The organism is Streptomyces sp. NPDC005266 (assembly GCF_040607655.1).
In the GTDB taxonomy this organism is placed as follows: domain Bacteria; phylum Actinomycetota; class Actinomycetes; order Streptomycetales; family Streptomycetaceae; genus Streptomyces.
Genome location: NZ_JBEXHC010000003.1, coordinates 141,912 through 167,883, shown reverse-complemented (window position 1 = coordinate 167,883; position 25,972 = coordinate 141,912). Strand labels below are relative to the sequence as shown.

22 protein-coding genes and 1 pseudogene are annotated in these 25,972 nt (G+C 71.1%); 19 read left to right on the top strand and 4 right to left on the bottom strand.

What is annotated here, in order from left to right:
• Position 1: 1 nt before the first annotated feature.
• The 3 genes from secF to ABZU99_RS07070 all read left to right on the top strand — a co-directional run bounded on the left by secF (position 2) and on the right by ABZU99_RS07070 (position 4,451).
• On the top strand, positions 2–1,129 hold the full coding sequence (gene secF / locus ABZU99_RS07080; protein ID WP_356043592.1) for a protein translocase subunit SecF: 1,128 nt from the start codon (positions 2–4) through the stop codon (positions 1,127–1,129).
• Positions 1,126–1,725 carry an adenine phosphoribosyltransferase gene (locus ABZU99_RS07075; protein ID WP_355941179.1) on the top strand — a complete coding sequence of 200 codons (600 nt, stop codon included), beginning with the start codon at positions 1,126–1,128 and terminating at the stop codon, positions 1,723–1,725. Before secF ends, ABZU99_RS07075 begins: the two co-directional genes overlap by 4 nt.
• Positions 1,726–1,901: 176 nt before the next feature.
• On the top strand, positions 1,902–4,451 hold the full coding sequence (locus ABZU99_RS07070; RefSeq protein ID WP_355941182.1) for a bifunctional (p)ppGpp synthetase/guanosine-3',5'-bis(diphosphate) 3'-pyrophosphohydrolase: 2,550 nt from the start codon (positions 1,902–1,904) through the stop codon (positions 4,449–4,451).
• A gap of 69 nt (positions 4,452–4,520) precedes the next feature.
• On the opposite strand, the gene ABZU99_RS07065 is transcribed toward ABZU99_RS07070, so the two are convergent.
• Together ABZU99_RS07065 and ABZU99_RS07060 are read right to left on the bottom strand one after the other, a co-directional pair.
• Entirely contained in the window at positions 4,521–5,750 is a 1,230-nt protein-coding gene (locus ABZU99_RS07065) for a DUF349 domain-containing protein (RefSeq protein ID WP_355941185.1), read from the bottom strand.
• A gap of 172 nt (positions 5,751–5,922) precedes the next feature.
• On the bottom strand, positions 5,923–6,789 hold the full coding sequence (locus ABZU99_RS07060) for a peptidylprolyl isomerase (RefSeq protein WP_356043589.1): 867 nt from the start codon (positions 6,787–6,789) through the stop codon (positions 5,923–5,925).
• 144 nt (positions 6,790–6,933) lie between these two features.
• Here ABZU99_RS07060 and ABZU99_RS07055 point away from each other — a divergent pair, with 144 nt between their 5' ends.
• Both ABZU99_RS07055 and hisS read left to right on the top strand, forming a co-directional pair.
• The gene (locus tag ABZU99_RS07055; RefSeq protein WP_356043586.1) at positions 6,934–7,650 is read left to right on the top strand and encodes an MBL fold metallo-hydrolase; all 717 of its coding nucleotides are present in this window, start codon (positions 6,934–6,936) and stop codon (positions 7,648–7,650) included.
• Between the two features lie 14 nt (positions 7,651–7,664).
• Positions 7,665–8,927, top strand: coding sequence for a histidine--tRNA ligase (gene hisS, locus ABZU99_RS07050; protein WP_355941193.1), 1,263 nt, complete (start codon positions 7,665–7,667; stop codon positions 8,925–8,927).
• 44 nt (positions 8,928–8,971) lie between these two features.
• On the opposite strand, the pseudogene ABZU99_RS07045 reads toward hisS, so the two are convergent.
• Positions 8,972–9,330: pseudogene (locus tag ABZU99_RS07045) on the bottom strand (ATP-binding cassette domain-containing protein); the annotation flags it as partial.
• A 228-nt stretch (positions 9,331–9,558) separates the two neighbouring features.
• Here ABZU99_RS07045 and ABZU99_RS07040 point away from each other — a divergent pair.
• Complete coding sequence (locus tag ABZU99_RS07040) at positions 9,559–10,200, top strand: vitamin K epoxide reductase family protein (protein WP_355941550.1); 642 nt, start codon at positions 9,559–9,561, stop codon at positions 10,198–10,200.
• A 173-nt stretch (positions 10,201–10,373) separates the two neighbouring features.
• The gene (locus ABZU99_RS07035; RefSeq protein ID WP_355941196.1) at positions 10,374–11,738 is read left to right on the top strand and encodes a replication-associated recombination protein A; all 1,365 of its coding nucleotides are present in this window, start codon (positions 10,374–10,376) and stop codon (positions 11,736–11,738) included.
• Between the two features lie 211 nt (positions 11,739–11,949).
• Here ABZU99_RS07035 and ABZU99_RS07030 read toward each other — a convergent pair whose 3' ends face one another.
• Entirely contained in the window at positions 11,950–12,831 is an 882-nt protein-coding gene (locus tag ABZU99_RS07030; protein ID WP_356043582.1) for a DUF2470 domain-containing protein, read from the bottom strand.
• Positions 12,832–12,886: 55 nt separating this feature from the next.
• Between ABZU99_RS07030 and rpsD the strand changes: the two genes are divergently transcribed.
• The 12 genes from rpsD (at position 12,887) to ABZU99_RS06970 (ending at position 25,922) form a co-directional block, all read left to right on the top strand.
• A complete protein-coding gene (rpsD, locus tag ABZU99_RS07025; RefSeq protein WP_355941203.1) occupies positions 12,887–13,498 on the top strand; it encodes a 30S ribosomal protein S4 in 612 nt (203 codons plus the stop codon).
• 253 nt (positions 13,499–13,751) lie between these two features.
• Positions 13,752–14,192, top strand: coding sequence for a DUF948 domain-containing protein (locus ABZU99_RS07020; protein ID WP_355941206.1), 441 nt, complete (start codon positions 13,752–13,754; stop codon positions 14,190–14,192).
• A gap of 8 nt (positions 14,193–14,200) precedes the next feature.
• A complete protein-coding gene (locus tag ABZU99_RS07015) occupies positions 14,201–14,530 on the top strand; it encodes a DUF6167 family protein (protein WP_355941209.1) in 330 nt (109 codons plus the stop codon).
• A complete protein-coding gene (gene alaS, locus ABZU99_RS07010; RefSeq protein WP_356043579.1) occupies positions 14,530–17,217 on the top strand; it encodes an alanine--tRNA ligase in 2,688 nt (895 codons plus the stop codon). Before ABZU99_RS07015 ends, alaS begins: the two co-directional genes overlap by 1 nt.
• A gap of 2 nt (positions 17,218–17,219) precedes the next feature.
• The gene (ruvX, locus tag ABZU99_RS07005) at positions 17,220–17,684 is read left to right on the top strand and encodes a Holliday junction resolvase RuvX (RefSeq protein WP_355941215.1); all 465 of its coding nucleotides are present in this window, start codon (positions 17,220–17,222) and stop codon (positions 17,682–17,684) included.
• An 89-nt stretch (positions 17,685–17,773) separates the two neighbouring features.
• Entirely contained in the window at positions 17,774–19,555 is a 1,782-nt protein-coding gene (mltG, locus tag ABZU99_RS07000; protein ID WP_356043576.1) for an endolytic transglycosylase MltG, read from the top strand.
• 7 nt (positions 19,556–19,562) lie between these two features.
• Positions 19,563–20,402, top strand: a complete 840-nt coding sequence (locus tag ABZU99_RS06995; protein WP_355941220.1) for a shikimate dehydrogenase — start codon at positions 19,563–19,565, stop codon at positions 20,400–20,402.
• Positions 20,403–20,582: 180 nt separating this feature from the next.
• On the top strand, positions 20,583–21,767 hold the full coding sequence (gene aroC / locus ABZU99_RS06990) for a chorismate synthase (RefSeq protein WP_355941223.1): 1,185 nt from the start codon (positions 20,583–20,585) through the stop codon (positions 21,765–21,767).
• 44 nt (positions 21,768–21,811) lie between these two features.
• Positions 21,812–22,294 (top strand): shikimate kinase, encoded by a 483-nt coding sequence (locus ABZU99_RS06985; protein WP_356043885.1) that lies wholly within the window; start codon positions 21,812–21,814, stop codon positions 22,292–22,294.
• Positions 22,291–23,439, top strand: a complete 1,149-nt coding sequence (gene aroB, locus ABZU99_RS06980; protein WP_355941226.1) for a 3-dehydroquinate synthase — start codon at positions 22,291–22,293, stop codon at positions 23,437–23,439. The genes ABZU99_RS06985 and aroB overlap by 4 nt, the downstream gene beginning before the upstream one ends.
• A 309-nt stretch (positions 23,440–23,748) precedes the next feature.
• The gene (locus tag ABZU99_RS06975; protein ID WP_356043572.1) at positions 23,749–24,564 is read left to right on the top strand and encodes an AAA family ATPase; all 816 of its coding nucleotides are present in this window, start codon (positions 23,749–23,751) and stop codon (positions 24,562–24,564) included.
• Between the two features lie 251 nt (positions 24,565–24,815).
• Complete coding sequence (locus ABZU99_RS06970; RefSeq protein ID WP_356043569.1) at positions 24,816–25,922, top strand: M24 family metallopeptidase; 1,107 nt, start codon at positions 24,816–24,818, stop codon at positions 25,920–25,922.
• Positions 25,923–25,972: the final 50 nt, after the last annotated feature.

Here is a 25,972-nt window from a genome sequence, read left to right as displayed (position 1 = left end):
GATGTCGCGACTCGGCAATCTCGGCGCCAGGCTCTACCGAGGCGAGGTCGGCTACGACTTCGTCGGCAAGCGGAAGATCTGGTACGGCATCTCGATACTGATCACCATCACGGCCATCGTGGGCCTGGCGGTGCGCGGCCTGAACATGGGCATCGAGTTCTCCGGCGGCGCGGTCTTCACCACCCCCAGCAGCAAGATCTCGGCCGTCGAGGCGCGCCACGCGGCGGAGGAGGCGGCCAGCGGCCACACCGTCGTCGTCCAAGAGCTCGGCGGTGGCGGGCTGCGGATCCAGATCAGCGAGGTGGACACCAAGGAGGCCGTACCGGTCCAGGAGAAGCTCGCCAAGGAGCTGGGCGTCAAGACCGACAAGATCGACACCCAGCTGGTCGGCCCGAGCTGGGGCGAGCAGATCGCCAGCAAGGCATGGCAGGGTCTGGCGATCTTCATGGTCCTGGTGGTGATCTATCTCGCCATCGCCTTCGAATGGCGGATGGCGCTGGCCGCCCTGATCGCGCTGATCCACGACCTCACCATCACCGTCGGGGTCTACGCCCTGGTCGGTTTCGAGGTCACCCCGGGCACCGTGATCGGTCTGCTGACGATCCTCGGATACTCGCTCTACGACACCGTCGTGGTCTTCGACGGCCTCAAGGAAGCGTCGAAGGACCTCACCAAACAGTCCCGCTTCACCTACAGCGAAATCGCCAATCGCAGCCTCAACTCCACCCTGGTGCGCTCCATCAACACCACGGTCGTGGCGCTGCTGCCGGTCGGCGCGCTGCTGTTCATCGGCGGCGGTCTGCTCGGCGCGGGCATGCTCAACGACATCTCGCTGTCGCTCTTCGTCGGCCTCGCCGCCGGCGCGTACTCCTCGATCTTCATCGCCACTCCGCTGGTCGCCGATCTGAAGGAGCGCGACCCGCAGATGAAGGCGCTGGCCAAGCGGGTGCGCGCCAAGCGCGCCGCGGCCGCCAAGGCCGAGGCCGGGGCCGCCCCGGCCGCGGCCGATGAGGACGACGAGCACGCTCTCGAGGACGCCGCCGCGGCCCCCGCCGGGGTCGTCGGCCAGCGACGCCAGCCCGCCCCCCGCAACCGGGGCCGTGGCCGGTCGTCGGGGAAGCGCCGATGAGCGCCGGGACGACGAACCCGGCCACGGGCGGCCCGGACGGATTCGGGGCCCTCGGCACGGAGGAGCTGCGCGCGTTGCTGCTCAGCCGGATCCAGGACGTGCCGGACTATCCCAAGCCGGGCGTGATGTTCAAGGACATCACCCCGCTGCTCGCCGACGCCGCGGCCTTCTCCGCGCTGACCGGCGCGCTCGCCGAGCTGTGCACCCGGCTCGGGGCGGACAAGGTGGTGGGCCTGGAGGCGCGCGGCTTCATCCTCGCCGCCCCGGCCGCCGTCCGCGCCGGAATCGGCTTCGTGCCGGTCCGCAAGGCCGGGAAGCTTCCCGGGGCGACGCTCGGCCAGGCGTACGAGCTGGAGTACGGCACCGCGGAGATCGAGATACACGCCGACGCCCTGGAGCCCGGTGACCGGGTCCTGGTGATCGACGACGTGCTCGCCACCGGCGGCACCGCCGAGGCCTCGCTCCAGCTCATCCGCCGGGCCGGCGCCCAGGTCGCCGGCGTCGCGGTCCTGATGGAGCTGGGCTTCCTCGAAGGCCGCAGCCGGCTGCTGGGCTCGCTCGACGGCGCCCCGCTGGAGGCGCTGATCACGGTCTGAGCGCCTTCGGGCACACACCACCGCCGGAGGGCGGGGACCTGCGCGGACATCGGGTCCCCGCCCTCCGGCGCGCCCGCCGTGGGCCGGTGGCTTCTCGGTCGGGAGGCAACCGGAGTGGCGGGATCAGTACCATGGCAACCCGACCTCTTGAGGTCCGGACCGCTTGAGGAGTGCTCTTGCCAGACGAGGCCCAGCCGCTCTCCCCCAGGACTCGTCCGGGGGGATCCCCTCCCGCGTCCGCGCACCCGGACGCGCCCACCGCCGCCGACCCGACGGCGGCCCCGGCCACGCCCCGGAACGGCGGCGACAGCCAGGCCGGGAGCGGCCCCGAGCAGACGCGGACCACCCCGCAGCCCCCCGCGGGCCGCGGAGGAGCCCCGCGGCCGTCCGTGGCGCCCGCCCGCCCCCTGCAGAGCCCGGCGCCCCGCTCCGGCTCGTCCAACCGCGTCCGGGCCCGGCTGGCCCGTCTCGGCGTCCAGCGCTCCAGCCCGTACAACCCGGTGCTGGAGCCCCTGCTGCGCATCGTGCGCGGCAATGACCCCAAGGCGGACGCCTCCACGCTGCGCCAGATCGAGCGCGCCTACCAGGTGGCCGAGCGCTGGCACCGCGGCCAGAAGCGCAAGAGCGGCGATCCGTACATCACCCACCCCCTCGCGGTGACCACGATCCTCGCCGAGCTGGGTATGGATCCGGCCACCTTGATGGCCGGGCTGCTGCACGACACCGTCGAGGACACCGAGTACGGCCTCGACACCCTGCGCCGCGACTTCGGCGACCAGGTGGCCCTGCTCGTCGACGGCGTCACCAAGCTGGACAAGGTCAAGTTCGGCGAGGCGGCCCAGGCCGAGACCGTGCGCAAGATGGTCGTGGCCATGGCCAAGGACCCGCGCGTCCTGGTCATCAAGCTCGCCGACCGGCTCCACAACATGCGCACCATGCGCTATCTCAAGCGGGAGAAGCAGGAGAAGAAGGCCCGCGAGACGCTGGAGATCTACGCCCCGCTCGCCCATCGGCTGGGCATGAACACCATCAAGTGGGAGCTGGAGGACCTCGCCTTCGCGATCCTCTACCCCAAGATGTACGACGAGATCGTCCGGCTGGTCGCCGAGCGGGCGCCCAAGCGCGACGAGTACCTGGCCGTCGTCACCGACCAGGTCCAGGGAGATCTGCGCGCGGCCCGCATCAAGGCCACCGTCACCGGCCGCCCGAAGCACTACTACTCCGTCTACCAGAAGATGATCGTGCGGGGCCGGGACTTCGCCGAGATCTACGACCTGGTGGGCATCCGGGTGCTCGTCGACACCGTCCGCGACTGCTACGCGGCGCTCGGGACCATTCACGCGCGGTGGAACCCGGTGCCCGGGCGGTTCAAGGACTACATCGCGATGCCCAAGTTCAACATGTACCAGTCGTTGCACACGACGGTCATCGGGCCCAGCGGCAAGCCGGTCGAGCTGCAGATCCGCACCTTCGACATGCACCGCCGCGCCGAGTACGGCATCGCCGCGCACTGGAAGTACAAGCAGGAGGCCGTCGCCGGCGCCTCCAAGGTGCGTACCGATGTGCCGCGTGGCAAGGCCGGCAAGGACGACGCCATCAACGACATGGCGTGGCTGCGGCAGCTGCTGGACTGGCAGAAGGAGACCGAGGACCCGGGAGAGTTCCTGGAGTCCCTGCGCTTCGACCTGTCCCGCAACGAGGTCTTCGTCTTCACGCCCAAGGGCGATGTCATAGCGCTTCCGGCCGGGGCCACCCCGGTGGACTTCGCGTACGCCGTGCACACCGAGGTCGGCCACCGCACCATAGGGGCGCGGGTCAACGGGCGGCTCGTCCCGCTCGAGTCCACCCTCGACAACGGCGACCTGGTGGAGGTCTTCACCTCCAAGGCCGCGGGCGCCGGACCCTCCCGCGACTGGCTGGGCTTCGTCAAGTCACCGCGCGCCCGTAACAAGATCCGCGCCTGGTTCTCCAAGGAGCGCCGCGACGAGGCCATCGAACAGGGCAAGGACGCGATCGTCCGGGCGATGCGCAAGCAGAACCTGCCGATTCAGCGGATCCTCACCGGCGACTCGCTGGTCACCCTCGCCCATGAGATGCGCTACCCCGACATCTCCTCGCTCTACGCGGCCATCGGCGAGGGCCATGTCTCCGCGCAGAACGTCGTCACCAAGCTGGTCACGGCCCTCGGCGGCGAGGAGGCCGCCAACGAGGACATCGCCGAGACCGCCCCGCCCGTCCGGCGCCGCGCCAAGCGCCGCTCCAGCGCCGACCCGGGCGTGGTGGTCAAGGGCGTCGAGGACGTATGGGTCAAGCTGGCCCGCTGCTGTACGCCGGTCCCCGGCGACCCGATCATCGGCTTCGTCACCCGCGGCAGCGGCGTCTCCGTGCACCGCGCCGACTGCGTCAACGTCGACTCGCTCTCCCAGCAGCCCGAGCGCATCCTCGACGTCGAATGGGCCCCCACCCAGTCCTCCGTCTTCCTGGTGGCCATACAGGTCGAGGCGCTGGACCGGTCCCGCCTGCTGTCGGACGTCACCCGGGTCCTGTCCGATCAGCACGTCAACATCCTCTCCGCGGCCGTCCAGACCTCCCGTGACCGGGTGGCCACCTCGCGCTTCACCTTCGAGATGGGCGACCCCAAGCACCTGGGCCACGTCCTGAAGGCCGTCCGCGGCGTCGAGGGTGTCTACGACGTCTACCGGGTGACCTCGGCCCGCGCACGCTGAGAGCAACACGCAGGGAGGCCCCCGACGCCTCGCGTCGGGGGCCTCCCTGCGTGGTCGGGCCGGCCGGCTTCAGCCGCCGAACTCCTCCAGGCCCTTCATCGCCTGGTCCAGCAGCGCCTGGCGGCCCTCGAGCTCCTTGGCGAGCTTGTCCGCCTTGGCGTTGTTGCCCCCCGCGCGGGCCGCGTCGATCTGGGAACGCAGCTTGTCGACGGCGTCCTGGAGCTGGCCGGTGAGACCCTGGGCGCGGGCCCGGGCCTCCGGGTTGGTGCGGCGCCACTCGACGTCCTCGGCCTCCTGGATGGCACGCTCGACCGCGTGGAGCCGGCCCTCGATGCGGGCGCGGGCGTCACGCGGGACATGGCCGATGGCCTCCCACCGCTCGTTGATCGACCGGAAGCCCGCGCGGGCCGCCTTCAGATCGGAAACGGGCAGCAGCTTCTCGGCCTCGACGACCAGCTCCTCCTTGCGGGTGAGGTTCTCCCGCTGCTCGGCGTCGCGCTCCGCGAAGATCTCGCTGCGGGCCTGGAAGAAGATGTCCTGCGCTCCGCGGAAGCGGTTCCACAGGTCGTCCTCGGCCTCGCGCTGGGCGCGGCCCGCGGCCTTCCAGTCCGACATCAGCTCCCGGTACCGGGCCGCGGTCGGGCCCCAGTCGGTGGAGCCGGACAGCGCCTCGGCCTCCGCGACCAGCTTCTCCTTGGTCTGGCGGGCCTCCTCGCGCTGTGCGTCCAGCGCCGCGAAGTGCGCCTTGCGCCGCTTGGAGAACGCCGAGCGGGCGTGTGAGAAGCGGTGCCACAGCTCGTCGTCCGTCTTGCGGTCGAGGCGCGGCAGGCCCTTCCAGGTGTCGACCAGGGCACGCAGCCGCTCTCCGGCCGCCCGCCACTGCTCGCTGGCGGCCAGTTCCTCGGCCTCGGCGACCAGCTCCTCCTTGGCCCTGCGGGCCTCGTCGGCCTGGTGCGCCTTGGCCGCCCGGCGCCGCTCGCGGCGCGCTTCGACGTCCCCGGCGAGCTTGTCGAGCCGCTTCCTCAGCGCGTCCAGGTCGCCGACCACATGGTGGTCGTCGACCTGGTGCCGGATGTGCTCGATGGCCGCCGTCGCGTCCTTGGCCGACAGATCGGTGGTCTTGACCCGGCGCTCGAGGAGGCCGATCTCGACGACCAGACCGTCGTACTTGCGCTCGAAGTAGGCGAGAGCCTCTTCCGGCGATCCCGCCTGCCACGACCCGACGACCTGCTCACCGTCGGCCGTACGCACGTACACGGTCCCCGCCTCGTCGACGCGGCCCCAAGGCTCGCTGCTCACAGCGCCTCCTCCACATGATGCCGGGCGGGCGCGCGGCCCGCGGGCATCGTCCACAGTTTCTTCCGGCCGGGCAGCACCCTGGCCGGTCTACACAACGCCAACATAGGCGAACCGTGCCCCGGCTGTCCGTATCCTGCGCGACCGAAATTTCGCAGTACGCACGTCAGCGACCTCAGGACGTGGTGACCGTCGCCTTGTTGATCACCACGGTGGCGTTCGGCGCGGTGTTCATCGTCCGGTCCGGGGGAGCCGCTCCGGCGTTCGCGATCTTCTTCAGGACCTTCATGCCGTCCTTGCCGACCGTGCCGAAGGGCGTGTAGTGGGGCGGGAGGTCGCTCTCCTGGTAGACGAGGAAGAACTGACTGCCGCCGGTGTTGCGGCCCTTCTTGGTCTGCGCGTTGTACCGGTTCGCCATCGCGACCGTGCCGGCCGGGTACTTGCCTCCCTTGAGCGAGGGGTCCTTCAGATTCTCGTCCGGGACGGTGTAGCCGGGGCCGCCCGCGCCGGTGCCCTGCGGATCACCGCACTGCAGCACATAGATCCCCTGGTTGACCAGCCGGTGGCACTTCGTGTGGTCGAAGTAGCCCTTCTTGGCCAGGAAGTCGAACGAGTTGACCGTGTGCGGCGCCTTCGCCGCGTTCAGGTCAATGGGGATGTCCCCGCAGGTCGTCTCGAGCTTCATCGTGTACGAGGCCGCCTTGTCGATGGCGACCGGGGGCTCCTTCTTCCACGACATCTTCTTCGGCTTCTTGCCCTTGGCGGCCTTCGCGCCCTTCGCGCAGGGGTCGGGCGCCTTGGTGGTGGGGGAGGCCGAGGGGGTAGCGGACGCGGCGGCGTCGTCCTTCTTCTTGCCCTTGCCGTTCCCGGACAGCGCGCCGGTGGCCGCCACGGCACCGCCGCCGGCCAGCACCACGGCCAGCACGGAGGCGATCACCACATTGCGGCGCTTCGCCTTGGCCCGGGCCGTCTGGCGGCGCTGCTGCTGACGAAGGTACTTCTCCCGGGCGAGTTGCCGCCGCCGCTGCTCGTTACTGACCACCGGGTCGTCTCCTCATGGCGTATGCCGTCGCTGTGATGTGTGAGGGCTCGGCCGTACCGTATACGGGTTCGCTGTGCCGGGGCCGCCGCCGGTAGGCTCTGGAGCTGCCGACATTCTTCCGCCGGACGACTTTTAAGGACGATCGTGCTCATTGCCGGGTTCCCCGCCGGGGCCTGGGGGACCAACTGCTATCTGGTCGCCCCCGCCGCCGGTGAGGAGTGCGTGATCATCGACCCGGGCCATCAGGCGGCCCAAGGCGTCGAGGAGGCGGTCGCCAAGCATCGGCTCAAGCCCGTCGCCGTGGTCCTCACCCACGGCCACATCGACCATGTCGCCTCGGTCGTCCCGGTCTGCGGCGCCCATGACGTACCGGCCTGGATCCACCCGTCCGACCGGTTCATGATGAGCGACCCCGAGAAGGCGCTCGGCCGCTCCATCGGCATGCCGCTGATGGGCGAGCTGACCGTGGGCGAGCCGGACGACGTCAGGGAGCTGGCCGACGGCGCCGAGCTGAGACTGGCCGGGATGGAGTTCTCCGTCGCGCACGCCCCGGGCCATACCAAGGGGTCGGTGACGTTCCGGATGCCCGAGCAGGCGGACATCCCGTCCGTCTTCTTCTCGGGCGATCTGCTCTTCGCCGGCTCCATCGGACGCACCGATCTGCCCGGCGGCGACCACGCCGAGATACTCCAGTCGCTGGCCCGTGTGTGCCTGCCGCTCGACGACTCGACGGTGGTGCTGTCCGGCCATGGCCCCAAGACCAGCATCGGCCGGGAGCGCGTCACCAACCCGTATCTGCGGGAGGTGGCCGCCGGCCTCGGAGGCGGCGTGCACGAGCCGGCTCCGCGACGAGGAATGTGACGAGAGACGTAACGTTGAGCACCTTCAAGGCCCCCAAGGGCACGTATGACCTGATCCCGCCGGTCTCCGCGACCTATCTCGCGGTGCGCGAGGCGCTCTCCGCGCCGCTTCGGCGGTCCGGGTACGGCTATGTCGAGACCCCCGGTTTCGAGAACGTCGAGCTCTTCGCGCGCGGTGTCGGCGAGTCCACCGACATCGTGACCAAGGAGATGTACACCCTCACCACCAAGGGCGGCGACGAGCTCGCGCTGCGCCCCGAGGGCACCGCCTCGGTGCTGCGCGCCGCCCTGGAGGCGAATCTGCACAAGGCCGGATCCCTGCCGGTCAAGCTCTGGTACTCGGGCTCGTACTACCGCTACGAGCGGCCGCAGAAGGGCCGCTACCGGCACTTCTCACAGGTCGGCGCGGAAGCGATCGGCGCCGAGGACCCGGCGCTGGACGCCGAGCTGATCATCCTGGCCCACGACGCCTACCGGTCGCTGGGGCTGCGCGACTTCCGGATCCTGCTGAACTCGCTGGGCGACGCCGAGTGCCGCCCCGTCTACCGGGCCGCCCTCCAGGACTTCCTGCGCGGGCTGGACCTTGACGAGGACACCCGGCGGCGCATCGACATCAACCCGCTGCGGGTGCTCGACGACAAGCGCGACGCGGTGCAGAGGCAGCTGCTCGACGCCCCCCTGCTGCAGGACTATCTGTGCCAGGCGTGCAAGGCGTACCACGCGGAGGTCCGCGAGCTGATCACCGTGCAGGGCGTGGAGTTCGAGGACGACCCGAAGCTGGTCCGCGGCCTGGACTACTACACCCGCACCACCTTCGAGTTCGTCCACGACGGCCTCGGCTCGCAGTCCGCGGTCGGCGGCGGTGGACGCTACGACGGCCTGTCCGAGATGATCGGTGGCCCGGCGCTGCCCTCGGTGGGCTGGGCGCTCGGCGTGGACCGTACGGTGCTGGCGCTCGAGGCCGAGGGGATCGAGCTGGACCTCCCCGACGCCACCAGCGTCTTCGCGGTGCCGCTGGGGGAGGAGGCCCGGAAGATCCTCTTCGGTGTGGTCACCGAGCTGCGCAAGGCGGGAGTCGCCACGGACTTCGCGTACGGCGGCAAGGGCCTCAAAGCGGCCATGAAGGCGGCCAACCGCAGCGGTGCGCGGTACGCGATCGTGGCGGGCGAGCGGGACTTCGCCGAGGGCGTGGTCCAGCTGAAGGACATGGAGTCCGGCGAGCAGACCGCCGTGCCGCTCGCCGAGGTCGTCAGCACCGTGCGGGCCAAGCTGGGCTGACCGCGCCGGTGAGCCCGCGCGCCCTGCCGCGCGGGCTCACGGACCTTGATCCGGCTGCCGGTCTTCTCCTTCGGCCCGACCAGTGCGATGACCTCGTCCGGGTCGCGCGGCCGGGGGTGGTAGCGGGCGAAGTGCCGCACCGTCTCACCCACCGTCAACTCGGCGGGGGCGGAGTCATCCTGCCAAATGATGCCGACCCGGGTACGCCACTCGCGCCCCGCGGTGGCGGGATCCCGGCCCAGCACCGAGACCTCGCCCCTGTCCCGCGCCCGATGCCCCTGGAGGATCTCCACCGTCGTGCTCTGCCCGCCCCGTTGGGGCCCAGGTTCCCGAACCCCTCGCCCTGCCGGATGCCCAGGTCAACGCCGTCCGGTGCGGTAACCGCGCCGTACCGCTCGCGCAGTCCGCGACCCGCACCGCTTGTTGTGTCATGGCTACGATCCTCGCTCCCCGGGGCGGTTCCGGGGGACGGCCGGGCGGCCATCCTTATGTCCGCCGAACGGGGGACCCGGGATGATGGCACGGCCGTGATAAGGGGGCAGTGCGGCGGTGCCGGGTGCGGCACAATGGCCGTGCCCGACGGGGCTGGACACAGTGGAGGGCGACGGACGGCGATATGGCGACGACAGTGATGGACGACGTGGAGTCCGGCGAGGCGCGGGAGAGCGCGCGGGCCGTGACGGGAGGCGGCCGTGCCTTCGCCCTCCTGCTCGTGATCACCGGTGCGCTCGGGCTGCTCGCTGCCTGGGTCATCACGATCGACAAGAACAAGATCCTTGAGTACAAGGCCGACGGCAAGGTCTTCACCCCCGGCTGCAGCCTCAACCCGGTCGTCTCCTGCGGCAACATCATGGAGAGCGACCAGGCCCAGGCGTTCGGCTTCCCGAACCCGATGCTCGGCCTGGTCGCCTACGGCATGGTGATCTGCGTGGGCATGTCACTGCTGGCCGGGGCCCGCTTCCCCCGCTGGTACTGGCTGACGTTCAACGCGGGCACGCTCTTCGGCGTCGGATTCGTGACCTGGCTCCAGTACGAGTCGCTGTACGTCATCGGCAACCTGTGCCTGTGGTGCTGCCTGGCCTGGGTCGCCACCATCGTGATGTTCTGCTACGTCACCGGCCACAACCTCAAGCACGGCTATCTCCCGGCGCCGGCCGGGCTGCGGCGCGGGCTCCTGGAGTTCCACTGGGTGGTGCCGGTGATGTGGATCGGCGTCATCGGGATGCTGATCCTGACCCGCTGGTGGGACTTCTGGACCGGGGCCCAGGGCTAAGCGGATGCGGTGAAGTGCGCCGCTGATCCCTCGCCGTTCGGCCTGGCCGAGGGCTTGGACGCCGAGAAGGATCAGCACTTGACTTCGCCGTAACCGCTTAGGCATGTGATCCACCGCACTGACAGCGCCGCCGTCCCGGCGGCGCTGTCAGTGCGGTGTCATAGGCTTCCGGGGTGGAGCCAGACCTGTTCACCGCCGCCGCGGAGGACCGCCAGGAGAAGGACCCGGCCAGCAGCCCGCTGGCCGTGCGGATGCGCCCGCGCACCCTTGACGAGGTCGTGGGCCAGCAGCATCTGCTGCGCCCCGGATCCCCGCTGCGCCGTCTCGTCGGCGAGGGCAGCGGCGGTCCGGCGGGACCGTCCTCGGTCATCCTGTGGGGCCCGCCCGGCATCGGCAAGACGACACTGGCGTACGTGGTCAGCCAGGCCACCCAGAAGCGCTTCGTCGAGCTGTCGGCGATTACCGCGGGGGTCAAGGAGGTCCGCGCCGTCATCGACGGCGCGCGCCGCTCCTCGGGGGCGTACGGGCGGGAGACCGTGCTCTTCCTGGACGAGATCCATCGCTTCAGCAAGGCCCAGCAGGACTCGCTGCTGCCCGCCGTCGAGAACCGCTGGGTGACGCTGATCGCGGCCACCACGGAGAATCCGTACTTCTCGGTGATCTCCCCGTTGCTCTCCCGCTCGCTGCTGCTCACCCTGGAGCCGCTGACCGACGAGGATCTGCGCGGGCTGCTGCGCCGCGCCCTCGCCGACGAGCGCGGACTCGGCGGCGCGGTCACCCTCCCCGAGGAGGCCGAGGCCCATCTGCTGCGGATCGCGGGCGGGGACGCCCGGCGGGCGCTGACCGCGCTGGAGGCGGGCGCGGGCGCGGCCATGGCCAAGAGCGAGGACGAGATCACGCTCACCTCGCTGGAGGAGGCGGTCGACCGGGCCGCGGTGAAGTACGACCGCGCGGGCGACCAGCACTACGACGTGGCGAGCGCCCTCATCAAGTCCATCCGGGGCTCGGACGTGGACGCGGCGCTGCACTATCTGGCCCGCATGATCGAGGCGGGCGAGGACCCCCGGTTCATCGCCCGCCGGCTGATGATCTCGGCGAGCGAGGACATCGGGCTCGCCGATCCGACCGCCCTGCCCACCGCCGTGGCGGCGGCGCAGGCGGTCGCGCTGATCGGCTTCCCGGAAGCCGCGCTCACCCTCAGCCACGCCACCATCGCGCTGGCGCTCGCGCCCAAGTCCAACGCCGCCACCACGGCGATCGGCGCGGCGCTGGCCGATGTGCGGGCGGGGCTCGCGGGGCCGGTGCCGCCGCATCTGCGCGACGGGCACTACAAGGGCGCCCAGAAGCTGGGCCATGCGCAGGGGTATCTCTACCCGCACGACCTGCCAGGCGGCATCGCCGCGCAGCAGTACGCACCGGACAAGATCCACGGCAAGCGGTATTACGAGCCGACGCGCTATGGGGCGGAGGCGCGCTACGCGGATGTCGTGGAGCGGGTGCGGGCCCGGCTGCGCGGTGCCGCGCAGCCGGAGGCGTAGCGGTCCGCCGACGGTAGCCGGCGAGTCAGCCGAAGGGGCGCGCCGCTGTCGAAAGGGAGAGCGCGCGGAGGCCCTGAGGCTGCGATCGATATGCGGCTACCGCCGCGTGGACGGAGGGCCGACCACGGTCGACCGTCGACAGGGGCTTGAGCGCCCCGGCGGGGGCACCTCCCAGCGGTAGCGGGGGGAGAACCGAGCCCTAAAAAGAGCCCTAAAAAGAGGGGTCGGCCGCATCGAAGAGCGTGTGCATCGCCCGCCTCAGCCCGGAGACGTTCCGTACCGGCTCCGGGAAGTCGAAGCGGGCGTCGAACGGCTGGCCGGCGTCGTCGGTGAAGCGGACCCGGAGGCCGAAGCGGTCCAGGGCCACGGGAATCGCCGGGCCCCGGGTGCAGACCACCGCCGAGCGCTCGCCGAGCAGGGCGCACAGGCCGCGCACCTGGTCGATGTGGGCCGCGTGCAGATGCTGGAGGAGGTCGGCCTCGTGCGGGGCGAGCGGGTCGGGGGTGGCCGTCGCGAAGTCCTCCGGCTCGACGCCGTCCGCGCCCCACAGGTCGTCCACCGACGCCTCGGCGACCTCCAGCCGCAGCAGCATCCATGCGGTCCGCCCGGCCGGTCCGGGGTCGGGCCGCAGGGCGTCTTCGATGCCGAGCAGCTCGCCGACCGGATGGCGCTGGGCCAGCAGGGCCGCGCTCGCCGCGCGCTCGGCGCCGCGTACGGGGGTGAGCCAGCCGGCGACCCAGGCGCGGCCGCGGATCCGGTGGGGCATGGCCACGGGGGCGACGTCCGTGATCTCCATCACGCAGGTCAGATCGTCGTCCTGGGCGTACGCCGCGGCACGCGCGGCGGGTGAGCCGCCGGGCACCAGCAGGAGCACATCGCCGTCGGGGGTGACGGTACGGGCGGCGGGACCGTCCGTACCGAGTTCGTCCAGGGGCTCGTTTCCGGGAATCGTCAATGACGCCGTAGCCTTGGATTCAACGAGAGTACGTACGCGCTCTGCCGGCGTCGGCCGCAGGGTGATTTCCACGGGACGCGGCTGACCCTCCTCGGCGCTCTGACCAGTGCTGGGCAGGGGGATCCCAGGTCGAAACATGCGTTCTCCTCGGCTAAGGTAAGGCTCACCTAACTTACATGGAGGTTCGTTCCACGTGAACCAGTCGCGTCCCAAGGTCAAGAAGTCGCGGGCGCTCGGCATCGCGCTGACCCCGAAGGCCGTCAAGTACTTCGAGGCCCGCCCGTACCCGCCGGGTGAGCACGGCCGTGGTCGCAAGCAGACCAGTGACTACAAGGTCCGGCTGCTGGAGAAGCAGCGTCTGCGCGCTCAGTACGACATCAGCGAGCGCCAGATGGCCCGTGCCTATGACCGCGCTCGCAAGGCCGGAGGCAAGACGGGTGAGGCCCTGGTCATCGAGCTTGAGCGTCGTCTGGACGCGCTCGTCCTGCGGTCCGGTATCGCCCGCACCATCTACCAGGCCCGCCAGATGGTGGTCCACGGCCACATCGAGGTCAACGGCCGCAAGGTCGACAAGCCCTCCTTCCGGGTCCGCCCGGACGACGTGGTGATGGTCCGCGAGCGCAGCCGCGAGAAGCACCCGTTCCAGGTGGCCCGTGAGGGCGGCTACGCCCCCGACGGCGAGACCCCGCGCTACCTGCAGGTCAACCTGAAGGCGCTCGCCTTCCGGCTGGACCGGGACCCCAACCGCAAGGAGATCCCGGTGATCTGCGACGAGCAGCTCGTCGTCGAGTACTACGCCCGCTGATCCAGCGGACCGGACATACGCGAACAAGCCCGCGGGTTCCCCTTCGACATGGGTCGACGGGGAACCCGCGGGCTGTTTGATCACCCGGCCCGGACCGCCGCCAATTCCGTTTCGAGAGGGCGTGCCCGGCGCGATAAGGTCGATACCTGCCGCCCGCACCCGGATGACCGCCCGAGAGCGACGGGTGACAAACGACCAGAACGACGACAGACAACGACGACCGACGACGAGCGGCAGCAGGGAGCGGTGCAACGTGTCCGGTGGAGAGGTGGCCGGGATCCTTGTGGCCGTCTTCTGGGCGATCCTCGTGTCCTTCCTTGCCCTCGCGCTGGTGAGGCTGGCGCAGACGCTCAAGGCGGCCACCAAGCTGGTGGAAGAGGTCACCGACCAGGCGGTTCCGCTGCTCAGCGAGGCATCCGCGACCGTGCGCTCGGCCAATACCCAGCTCGCTCGCGTGGACTCGATCGCGGCGGACGTCCAGGAGGTCACCTCCAACGCCTCCGCGCTCTCCTCGACCGTCTCCACCGCCTTCGGCGGCCCGCTGGTCAAGGTGGCCGCGTTCGGCTACGGCGTACGGCGCGCCATCGGCCGCAAGGGGCGCCCGGAGGAAGAACCCGCGCGCACCGTCGTCATCGGCAAGTCCCTGCCGTCCGCCCGCCGGGGCGGCCGTCGCAACCGTGGATCGAAGGGCTGACAGACCGGATGTTCCGCCGCACATTCTGGTTCACCACCGGCGTCGCCGCCGGTGTATGGGCCACCACCAAGGTCAACCGCAAGCTCAACCAGCTCACACCGGAGAGCCTGGCGGCGCGGGCCGCCGACCGCGCGGTGCTCGCGGGCCGGCGGATCAAGCTCTTCGCGCTCGACGTACGGGACGGCATGGCCGACCGCGAGGAGGCGCTCAAGGACGCGCTCGGCCTCACCGCGGCGCCCCCGAACGGGAGGAAGCAGCTGCCCGCCCAGCGCGGCCGCGCCCAGCTCACCCGCACCTACCCCTACAACCCCCACAAAGCCGGAAATGAGGACCACTGATGGAGTCGGCTGAAATCCGCCGCCGCTGGCTGCGCTTCTTCGAAGCGCGCGGGCACACCGTCGTGCCGTCGGCGTCGCTCATCGCGGACGACCCGACGCTGCTGCTGGTCCCCGCGGGCATGGTCCCCTTCAAGCCGTACTTCCTCGGCGAGGTCAAGCCGCCCTTCGACCGGGCCGTCAGCGTGCAGAAGTGCGTGCGCACCCCGGACATCGAAGAGGTCGGCAAGACCACCCGCCACGGCACCTTCTTCCAGATGTGCGGGAACTTCTCGTTCGGCGACTACTTCAAGGAAGGCGCCATCACCTTCGCCTGGGAGCTGCTGACCAGCTCGGTGGAGGAGGGTGGCTACGGCCTTGACCCCGAGCGGCTGTGGATCACCGTCTACGAGCAGGACGAAGAGGCCGAGCGCATCTGGCGCGAGGTCATCGGCGTCCCCTCGACGCGCATCCAGCGCCTGGGCATGGGCCCGAACTACTGGTCCATGGGCGTCCCTGGCCCCTGCGGCCCCTGCTCGGAGATCAACTACGACCGCGGCCCCGAATTCGGCGAAGAGGGCGGCCCGGCGGTCAACGACGAGCGCTACGTGGAGATCTGGAACCTGGTCTTCATGCAGTACGAGCGGGGTCCGGGCGAGGGCAAGGAGAACTTCCCGATCCTCGGCGAGCTGCCCAGCAAGAACATCGACACCGGCCTCGGCCTCGAGCGCCTCGCGATGATCCTGCAGGGCGTGCGCAACATGTACGAGACCGACACGCTGCGCGTCGTCATGGACAAGGCCACCGAGCTGACCGGGGTCGCCTACGGCGCCACCCATGACAGCGATGTCTCGCTGCGCGTGGTCGCCGACCACATGCGCACCTCCGTCATGCTCATCGGCGACGGCGTGACTCCCGGCAACGAGGGCCGCGGCTATGTGCTGCGCCGCATCATGCGCCGCGCCATCCGCAACATGCGCATCCTCGGCGCCACCGAGCCGGTCGTCGGCGAGCTCGTCGACGTCGTCCTGAAGACGATGGGCCAGCAGTACCCGGAGCTGCTGACCGACCGCAAGCGCATCGAGACCGTCGCCCTCGCCGAGGAGTCGGCCTTCCTGAAGACGCTGAAGGCCGGCACCAACATCCTCGACACCGCCGTCTCCGACACCAAGGCCGCCGGCGGCACGGTGCTCCCCGGCGACAAGGCGTTCCTGCTCCATGACACCTGGGGCTTCCCGATCGACCTCACCCTCGAGATGGCCGCCGAACAGGGCCTGAGCGTGGACGAGGCGGGCTTCCGCAGGCTGATGAAGGAGCAGCGGGAGCGGGCCAAGGCCGACGCCAAGGCCAAGAAGACCGGCCACGCCGACCTTTCCGCCTACCGCGAGGTCGCCGACACCTCCGGCTCGACCGTCTTCACCGGCTACTCCGACACCGAGGGCGAGTCCACCGTCGTCGGTCTGCTGGTCGACGGGGTCTCCTCGCCCGCCGCCTCCGAGGGCGACGAGGTCGAGGTCGTCCTGGACCGCACCCCGTTCTACGCGGAGGGCGGCGGCCAGCTCGCCGACACCGGCCGGATCAGGCTGGACACCGGCGCCGTCGTCGAGGTGCGGGACGTCCAGCAGCCGGTGCCCGGCGTCAGCGTGCACAAGGGCGTCGTCCAGGTCGGCGAGGTGACGGTCGGCTCCGGCGCGTACGCCCAGATCGACGTTGCCCGCCGGCGCGCCATCGCCCGGGCCCACAGCGCCACCCACCTCACCCACCAGGCGCTGCGCGACGCCCTGGGCCCGACCGCGGCCCAGGCCGGCTCGGAGAACTCGCCCGGCCGTTTCCGCTTCGACTTCGGCTCGCCGGCCGCCGTGCCCGGCACGGTGCTCACCGACGTCGAGCAGAAGATCAACGAGGTGCTCTCCCATGAGCTCGACGTCACCGCCGAGGTGATGAGCATGGACGAGGCCAAGAAGCAGGGCGCCATCGCCGAGTTCGGCGAGAAGTACGGCGACCGGGTACGCGTGGTGACCATCGGCGACTTCTCCAAGGAGCTGTGCGGTGGCACGCATGTGCACAACACCGCCCAGCTGGGTCTGGTGAAGCTGCTCGGCGAGTCCTCCATCGGCTCCGGCGTACGCCGCGTCGAGGCCCTGGTGGGCGTGGACGCCTACAACTTCCTCGCCCGGGAGCACACCGTCGTCTCGCGCCTCACCGACCTCGTCAAGGGCCGCCCGGAGGAGCTTCCGGAGAAGATCTCCGGGATGCTCGCCAAGCTCAAGGAGGCCGAGAAGGAGATCGAGCGGTTCCGCGCCGAGAAGGTGCTGCAGGCCGCCGCCGGGCTCGCCGCGGGCGCCAAGGACGTACGGGGCGTGGCCCTGGTCGCCGCCCGGGTGCCGGACGGCACCTCCGCCGACGATCTGCGCAAGCTCGTCCTGGACGTTCGCGGGCGGCTGGATCAACTGTCGGGGGCCGTCGACCGCCCGGCCGTCGTCGCCCTCTTCACCGTCGCGAACGGCCGTCCGCTGACCGTCATCGCCACCAACGCGGCGGCCCGCGAGCGCGGCCTCAAGGCCGGCGAGCTGGTCCGTACCGCCGCCAAGACGCTGGGCGGCGGGGGCGGCGGCAAGCCGGACGTCGCCCAGGGCGGCGGCCAGAACCCGGAGGCCGTCGGCGAGGCCATCGAGGCCGTCGAGCGGCTCGTCGCGGAATCGGCCCTGTAGCCGTGCGACGCGGCAGGCGCATCGCCATCGACGTCGGGGACGCCAGGATCGGGGTCGCCTCGTGCGACCCCGACGGGATCCTCGCCACCCCCGTGGAGACCGTGCCGGGACGTGACATCCCGGCAGCTCACAAGCGGTTGGTGGCGATCGTCGAGGAGTACGAGCCCATCGAGGTGGTGGTCGGCCTGCCGCGCTCGCTCAGCGGGCGCGAGGGGCCGGCCGCGGCCAAAGTGCGCACCTTCGCGCGGGAGTTGGCCAGACGCGTCGCACCGGTGCCGGTGCGGCTGGTCGACGAGCGTATGACGACTGTCACAGCGGCCCACGGACTGCGGGCTTCTGGTGTGACGTCGAAAAAGGGCCGTTCGGTAGTTGACCAGGCAGCCGCTGTCGTCATCCTCCAGAGTGCGCTGGAGGCCGAGCGGGCCTCGGGCAGGGCGCCGGGAGAGGCCGTCGAAGTGGTCATCTGATCGCGATACGGTAACGTTCCGCGCGACACGGCAGCCGTTGCCCGTGCCAAGCACACCTCACGGCCGCCACCACCGTCGCTAGGGGTTCGATGACTGAGTACGGCCGGGGTCCCGGCTCCCAACCGTGGCATCCTGATGACCCGCTGTACGGGGACCAGGGCTGGGGTGGGCACCAGACGGTGGCCGGTCAGGACCCCTACGCGCAGGACCCCTACGCGCAGGACCCGCAGGACCCCTACGGCAGCCAGGGCGCATACGGCCAGGAGCCCTACGGGCAGGATCCGTACGGGCACCAGCAGTACCCGGACGGATACCAGCGGGAACCCCACCCCTATCAGCAGCAGCCTCAGCCTCAGTGGAACGGCCAGAACGGCGGCTATCCGCAGCAGGACTACGCGGGCGGCGGCTGGGACGGCTCGTACGGAGGCATAGACCCGCACGACCCCTACGGCACGGGACAGGGCGTGCCGGGCGGGCACGGCGACTACTACGCCGGCCAGGACGGCTACCAGGGCCAGCCGCATGTGCCGCAGCAGGCGTCGGCGCCCGGGCAGGCGCCGCAGCATACGCAGCCGATGCCCGCGGTGCCTCAGGAGCACCAGGTGCCGCGGCAGACGCGACGGCTTCAGGAACCTCAGGAAGTTCAGGACCCCGCAGACGACCAGGGCGACCAGGAGGCGGAGGACCACCCCTTCTTCCTGAACGGCAGCGGCCCAAGCGGCCGGGTCACGGCGGACGATGAGGCCGAGGACGACGACCGCGAGCGCACCGGCAAGAAGGGCAGGAGCGGCAAGCAGCCCAAGCGTCGCAGCGGTGTCGCCTGTCTCTTCGTCACCGTCGTCCTGGTGGGTGCCGTCGGCGGAGGCGGCTACTACGCGTACGACTTCTGGCAGACCCGCTTCGGCCCGGCGCCGGACTACGCCGGTGAGGGCGCCGGCCAGGTCGAGGTGGAGATCCCCGGCGGTTCGGGCAACGCCCAGATCGGCACCATCCTCGCCGACAAGGGCGTGGTCAAGAGCAGCGGTGCGTTTGTGCAGGCCGTGGAGGACAGCGGCAAGTTCGTCCAGCCGGGCTCCTACACGCTCCGCAAGGAGATGTCCGGCGCGGCAGCGGTCAAGCTGATGCTCGACCCCGCCAGCAGCAACGGCCTGACCGTCACCGAGGGCATGCGTGACGCGGCGATCTACGCGGCGATCGACAAGAAGATCGGCCTGAAGGCGGGGACCACGGCGGGCGTCGCCAAGAAGCAGGTCAAGAGCCTCGGGCTGCCGTCGTGGGCCGATGACAACGCCAAGATCAAGGATCCGCTGGAAGGATTCCTCTACCCGTCCCGCTACAGCGTGGCCAAGGGCGCCAAGCCCGCGGAGGTCCTGCGGAAGATGGTCGCCCTCGCCAAGCAGAACTACGCGAAGCAGGACCTGGAGGGCAAGGCCGAGGAGCTGGGCCTGAAGTCCCCGCTGCAGCTGATCACCGCGGCCAGTCTGGTCCAGGCGGAGGGCGTCACCCACGACGACTTCCGCAAGATGTCCGAGGTCGTCTACAACCGGCTCAAACCCGGAAACACCGAGACCAACGGCAAGCTGGAATTCGACTCCACCTACAACTACATCAAGAACCAGAGCAAGATCGATATCCCGATCAATGAGATCAAGAAGTACAACAACCCCTACAACACGTACTTTTACCAGGGGCTGCCGCCCGGCCCGATCGGAAATCCGGGCCAGGACGCGCTGAAGGCGGCGATGAACCCGACCAGCGACGGCTGGTATTACTTCATCTCGCTCGACGGCAAGACGAGCCAATTCTCGAAGACCTACACGGAACACCAGAAGTGGGTCGACAAGTTCAACAAGCAGCGCACGAACGGCTGAGGAAAGAATGTCGCACAACCGCAGGGCAGCGGTGCTCGGCTCGCCGATCGCCCACTCCCTGTCCCCGGTGCTGCACCGCGCCGCGTACGCGGCGCTGGGGCTGACCGGCTGGACGTACGACCGCTTCGAGGTGGACGAGGCCGGTCTGCCGGCCTTCTTCAAGCGGCTCGACGAGACCGGGGGAGCGGCCTGGGCGGGTCTCTCCCTGACCATGCCGCTCAAGCGTGCCGTCATCCCGCTGCTGGACCGGATCAGCGACACGGCGACGTCGGTGGAGGCCGTCAACACGGTCGTCTTCACCGAGGACGGCGGCCGCGTCGGGGACAACACAGACATCCCGGGCATGCTGGCGGCGCTGAGTGAGCGCGGCGTGGAGCGCGTGGAGCGCGCCGCCGTGCTGGGCGCCGGCGCCACGGCCTCCTCTGCCCTGGCCGCGCTCTCCCGGATCTGCGACGGCGAGGTCACCGCGTACGTCCGCAGTGACGCGCGCGCGGCCGAGATGCGGCAGTGGGGCGAGCGGCTGGGCGTCGGAGTGCGCACCGCGGACTGGGGGAGCGCCGCAGAGGCGTTCAGTGCGCCGCTGGTGATCGCCACCACCCCCGCGGGCACGACGGACGCGCTCGCCGCGTCCGTGCCGGACCGTCCCGGCGCCCTCTTCGACGTCCTGTACGACCCGTGGCCGACGGCCCTCGCCGGCGCCTGGTCGGCGCGCGGCGGCGCGGTCGTCGGCGGGCTGGACCTCCTGGTTCACCAGGCGGTGCTCCAGGTCGAGCAGATGACGGGCCGCGCCCCCGCGCCGCTGGCCGCGATGCGCGAAGCGGGCGAGGCGGGGCTGGCCGCCCGCTGACCGCTCGCCGCCTCCGGTGATCTCTCGTCGGCCCCTCGCCGCTGGTTCGCGAAGGGGTCCATCCCATGGACCGCCAACCGGGACAAGCCCCGGACGTGGGAGGATCGGAGGTGGCGGGCCGGGGTCGCGCGCATCCGGCCGCGCCGCAGGACGTCAAGGCGCGAGCATGAGGGAGCACCGTTGAGCAGGTTGCGCTGGCTGACCGCGGGGGAGTCGCACGGCCCCGCACTCGTGGCGACGCTGGAGGGGCTGCCCGCCGGCGTGCCGATCACCACCGACATGGTGGCGGACGCCCTCGCGCGGCGGCGGCTCGGCTATGGCCGCGGTGCCCGGATGAAGTTCGAGCGCGACGAGGTCACCTTCATCGGCGGCGTCCGGCACGGACTGACCATCGGCTCCCCGGTCGCGATCATGGTCGGCAACACCGAGTGGCCGAAGTGGGAGCAGGTCATGGCGGCTGACCCGGTGGATCCCGAGATCCTCGCCGGCCTGGCCCGTAACGCGCCGCTCACTCGCCCCCGCCCCGGCCACGCCGACCTCGCCGGCATGCAGAAGTACGGCTTCGACGAGGCCCGGCCGATCCTGGAGCGCGCCAGCGCCCGCGAGACCGCCGCCCGGGTGGCGCTGGGCACCGTCGCCCGCTCCTACCTCAAGGAGACGACCGGGATCGAGATCGTCTCCCATGTCGTGGAGCTGGCCGGCGCCAAGGCGCCGTACGGCGTCCACCCCCAGCCGTCCGACGTCGAGCGGCTCGACGCCGACCCGGTGCGTTGCCTCGACAGTGACGCGAGCAAGGCGATGGTCGCCGAGATCGACCAGGCCCACAAGGACGGCGACACGCTCGGCGGCGTCGTCGAGGTGCTGGCGTACGGCGTGCCGGTCGGCCTCGGCTCGCATGTGCACTGGGACCGCCGGCTGGACGCGCGGCTGGCCGCCGCGCTGATGGGCATCCAGGCCATCAAGGGCGTCGAGGTCGGCGACGGCTTCGACCTCGCCCGGGTGCCCGGTTCGAAGGCGCATGACGAGATCGTGCCGACGGACGAGGGCATCAAGCGCTCCACGGGCCGCTCCGGTGGCACCGAGGGCGGGCTGACCAACGGCGAGCTGCTGCGGGTACGGGCCGCGATGAAGCCGATCGCGACCGTGCCGCACGCGCTGGCCACCGTCGATGTGACCACCGGCGAGCCGACCCAGGCCCACCACCAGCGCTCGGACGTCTGCGCCGTCCCGGCGGCGGGCATCGTCGCCGAGGCCATGGTCGCGCTGGTCCTCGCGGACGCGGTCGCGGAGAAGTTCGGCGGTGACTCGGTCGCCGAGACCCGCCGCAATGTCGAGGGCTACCTCGACAACCTGGCGATCCGGTGAACGGCGCCGTGAGCGCGGGTCCGGCCGTGGTGCTGGTCGGGCCCATGGGCGTCGGCAAGACCACCGTCGGGCGGGCGCTCGCGGACCGCCTCGGCACCACCTTCCGCGACACCGACACCGATATCGTCGAGACGGCGGGCAAGGAGATCTCGGAGATCTTCTTCGACGAGGGCGAGCCGCACTTCCGCGAGCTGGAGCGGCAGGCCGTGCGGGCCGCCGTCGCCGAGCACTCGGGCGTACTCGCCCTCGGCGGCGGCGCGGTCATGGACGAGGGCACCCGGGCACTGCTCGCCGGCCTTCCGGTCGTCTTCCTGGAGATGGGCGTCGCCGAGGCCGTCAAGCGCACCGGGCTCGACGCCCCGCGCCCGCTGCTCGCCGTCAACCCCCGTCAGCGCTGGCGCGAGCTGATGGAGCAGCGCCGTCCGCTGTACACCGAGGTCGCCCGCGCCGCGGTGTCGACCGAGGGCCGCACCCCCGAAGAAGTCGCCGATGCCGTCCTCGACGCACTGGAGCTGAAGAACGCATGACCACCGACACCCCTACGCGCATCCAGGTCGGAGGCACCGCGGGCACCGATCCGTACGAGGTGCTGGTCGGCCGGCAGCTGCTCGGCGAGCTGCCCGGGCTGATCGGGGGCGCCGCCCGCCCGTCTCCCACCGCCACCCTCAACGGAGGCGCCGCGCGCCACGGCCATGTTCAACGTGTCGCCGTACTGCACCCCGAGGCGCTGGCCGAGACCGGTGAGGCCGTCCGCCAGGACCTCGCCGACCAGGGCTACGAGGCCATCGCCATCCAGCTGCCGAACGCGGAGGAGGCCAAGACCGCCGAGGTCGCCGCCTACTGCTGGAAGGCGCTCGGCCAGACCGGCTTCACCCGCACCGATGTGATCGTCGGCGTCGGCGGTGGTGCCACCACCGACGTCGCGGGGTTCGTGGCCGCGACCTGGCTGCGCGGGGTGCGCTGGATCGCCGTTCCGACGACGGTGCTCGGCATGGTCGACGCGGCGGTCGGCGGCAAGACCGGTATCAACACCGCCGAGGGCAAGAACCTCGTCGGCGCCTTCCACCCCCCGGCCGGTGTGCTGTGCGACCTGGCCGCCCTGGACTCGCTGCCGGTCAACGACTACGTCAGCGGGCTCGCCGAGGTCATCAAGGCGGGCTTCATCGCCGACCCGGAGATCCTGGAGCTGATCGAGCGGGACCCGGCCGGCGCCCGTACGCCGAACGGCCCGTACGCCGCCGAGCTCATCGAGCGGTCGATCCGGGTCAAGGCGGAGGTCGTCTCCAGCGACCTCAAGGAGTCGGGGCTGCGCGAGATCCTCAACTACGGCCATACGCTGGCGCACGCCATCGAGAAGAACGAGCGCTACAACTGGCGGCATGGGGCGGCCGTCTCCGTCGGCATGGTCTTCGCCGCCGAACTGGGCCGCCTCGCGGGCCGCTTGGACGACGCCACGGCCGACCGGCACCGCACCGTCCTGGAGGCGGTCGGCCTGCCGCTCACCTACCGCGGCGACCAGTGGCCCAAACTGCTGGAGACCATGAAGGTCGACAAGAAGTCCCGGGGTGACCTGCTGCGCTTCATCGTCCTCGACGGTCTGGCCAAGCCCACCGTGCTGGAGGGCCCGGACCCGGCGGTGCTGCTCGCCGCGTACGGGGAGATCTCGGCCTGACGCATCCTGGCGTGTCCTGACGCGTCCTGGCACGTCCTGGCACGTCCTGGCACGTCACAACTCTGTCATCGCGTGCCGGAGCCCGCGGCGGTGCCGCGGGCTCCGCAATCGGCTGTTTCGCCTCGCACTTGCGGGCACTGACACACGAATTGCCTGGCTGACGGTGCGCGCCGGGCACTCATCGGGTTTGCCGGGCGTTCACACAGCGGCGTCCGGGGCAGGTACCGTTCGCTGGGAGCGGCCTCACCGCCGCGTCATCACACGTCAGTTGTCAGTCGAGAACTGCTGTACGAGACGGAGTGCCACCGGATGCAGCACGCAGTGGGAGCTCCGCTGCCACCGCCCCACCGGCCCGGTCAGGGACCCGGGCCGCAGGGCGCAGGCTGGGCCCAGGGCGCGAGCCATCACCCCGGTCCTCACCCGAACCCCCCCGCCCCGCCCGGCCCCCCGCCGCCCCCCGGGGCGCCGGTCGAGCCCGTGAACACCACCGGCCATATCCAGCTGCCGCCCGGCGGCCCCGTGCCGCTGCCGCATCCTCCGGCCGACCCGGCGGTCGCCGACGCCTCGCAGGCGGCGGTGGCGGTGCTGCTGATCGGACCGGCCGGGGCGGGCAAGACGACGGTCGCCCGCCACTGGGCCGACCGCCGCCGGGTGCCGACCGCGCACATCAGCCTGGACGACGTACGGGAATGGGTCAGGTCCGGTTTCGCCAACCCCCAGTCCGGCTGGAACGAGCACTCCGAGGCGCAGTACCGTCTCGCCCGCCGCACCTGCGGCTTCGCCGCCCGTAACTTCCTGGCCAACGGGATCTCCTGCATCCTCGACGACGCGGTCTTCCCGGACCGCCCGGTCGTCGGCCTCGGCGGCTGGAAGCGTCATGTGGGCCCCGGTCTGCTGCCCGTGGTGGTGCTGCCCGGTCTGGAGATCGTCCTGGAGCGGAACGCGGCCCGCAGCGGCAACCGCCGCCTCAGCGACGAGGAGGTGGCGCGGATCCACGGCCGGATGGCCGGGTGGTACGGCTCCGGGCTGCCGATCATCGACAACTCGACGTACGACGTGGAAACCACGGCCCGCATGCTGGACGAGGTCGTCGCCCGCTCGATCGCGTCCCCGCCCGCCTGGTGACAACGCGAGTGAGCCGAAGGGGCGCGCCGCTGTCGAAAGGGAGAGCGCGCGGAGGCCCTGAGGCTGCGATCGATATGCGGCTACCGCCGTGTGGAGCGAGCACGGTCGACCGTCGACAGGGGCTTGAGTGCCCCGGCGGGGGCGCCTCCCAGCGTAGCTGGGGGAGAACCGAGCGCTGATGAACCGGCCCCGGCCGCCCATCCGGCCGCGCTCGACCGGCCGCCTCGCCCGGTACTGCGTACGCTCGGGGTATGTCCGAGGTGTACGCGGCCCGACGCGCCCGCCTGCACGATCAGTGCGCCACGGCCGGGAGCGCGGCCGCGCTGGTCTCCCGGCCCGCCAATGTGCGCTATTTGTGCGGCGCCGCGCCGCCCGGCGCGGTGTTGCTGCTCGGGCCCGCGCAGGATGTGCTGGTGGCGTCCGAGACGCCGTCCTGGGGGGTTGGGCCGGGCTCGCACCCCGATGACCTGCGGCTGCTCGTACTGCCCGGTCCGGACGGCGATCCGGCGGTGGCCGCCGCCGATCTGGCGGCGGCCGACGGCGCCGACTCGCTGGCCGTGGAGGAGCACGATCTGACCGTCGCCCGCCACCGGAGGCTCGGCTCCACGGCCCCGGGCCTGTGCCTCGCCGATCTGGGCCGGGCGGTGGAGCAGCTGCGGCTCGTCAAGGACGACGAGGAGATCTCGTGCATGCGGATCGCCGGGGAGCTCGCCGACCAGGCGCTCGGTGAGCTGCTGGAGTCGATCCTGGTGGGCCGTACCGAGCGCCATCTCGCGCTGGAGCTGGAGCGCCGGCTGGTGGACCACGGGGCGGACGGACCGGGCTTTCCCACCGTGGTCGCCGCCGGACCCAACGCGGGCCGGCCCGGCCATCTGCCCACCGACCGGCGGGTCGAGGAGGGCGATTTCCTCACCATCCGGCTCGGCGCCGACTACCGCGGCTACCGCTGCCAGGTGGGCCGTACGTTTGTCATCGGGCCCTCGCCGGCGGACTGGCAGGTGGAGCTGTACGACGTCGTCTTCGCCGCTCAGCGGGCCGGGCGGGAGTCGCTGCTGCCGGGCACCGGGTACCGGGACGTGGACCGGGTGACGCGCCAGGTGCTGGACGCGGCGGGGTACGGAGAGGCGCTGGAAGCCCGGATGGGACACGGTGTGGGCCTGGAAATCGACGAGGACCCTCGGCTGGCGGCGTCAGCCATGGGTAAACTGGACGCTTGTGTGCCGGTCACCGTCGAGCCGGGGGTCCACCTTCCGGGCCGGGGCGGTGTCCGGATCGATGACACGCTCGTCGTCCGCCCCGAGGCGGACGGCGGACCCGAGCTACTCACCATCACGACCAAAGAGCTGCTCGCGCTCTAGCCCGGCTTCGGCCGGATGCTGGCGCGCCGCACTTTCTGGTCTCCACCAGC